Origin of the sequence: Pseudonocardia adelaidensis (assembly GCF_039543345.1) — a bacterium.
Lineage (GTDB): Bacteria > Actinomycetota > Actinomycetes > Mycobacteriales > Pseudonocardiaceae > Pseudonocardia > Pseudonocardia adelaidensis.
In genome coordinates, this window is sequence record NZ_BAABJO010000105.1 from 1 (window position 1) to 616 (window position 616).

Annotated in this window: 1 protein-coding gene; it reads left to right on the forward strand. The window is 34.1% G+C overall.

Annotated elements, in window-relative coordinates:
- Positions 1–554, forward strand: a 554-nt coding sequence (locus tag ABEA81_RS42435) for an IS3 family transposase (protein WP_345613736.1), incomplete at its 5' end; no start/stop codon positions are given.
- Positions 555–616 lie beyond the last annotated feature (62 nt).

The following is a 616-nucleotide window of genomic DNA, read 5'->3' on the forward strand; positions in this document are numbered from 1 at the left end:
ATTATTTGGTGGTAGAAAATGTGCTGGACAGGAATTTTATAGCCGAAAAACCTGCGCAAGTTTGGGTTTCTGATATTACCTACATTCAAACCAAAGAAGGATTTTTGTACTTGACAACAGTGATTGATTTGTATGATCGGAAAATCATTGGATGGAGTTTAAGCAACGGAATGAGCACCGAAGAGACAAGTCTTTCTGCCTGGAAAATGGCTGTCAAAAACAGAAAAATAGGGGAAAGTCTAATTTTTCATAGCGACAGAGGCGTTCAATATGCAAGCAGAAAATTTGCAAATACTCTGGAATTTTATGGAGTTACAAGAAGCATGAGCCGGAGAGGAAATTGTTGGGATAACGCTGTGGCAGAGAGCTTTTTCAAATCTTTGAAAACAGAACTGATTTATGGAAACAAGCTTATTACAAAAGAAAAAATGGAGCTGGAAATATTTGAATATATTGAAATATGGTACAACAAAAAAAGACGCCACAGTGCCTTGAATTATCAAACTATTGAAGAGTTTAACAATCAAAACAAAATTTATCAAAATGTAGCTTAACTTATACTGGAAATTTTGTTTGCATATCCAATATTGAAGAAATTAATCTAAGAGATTTTGGT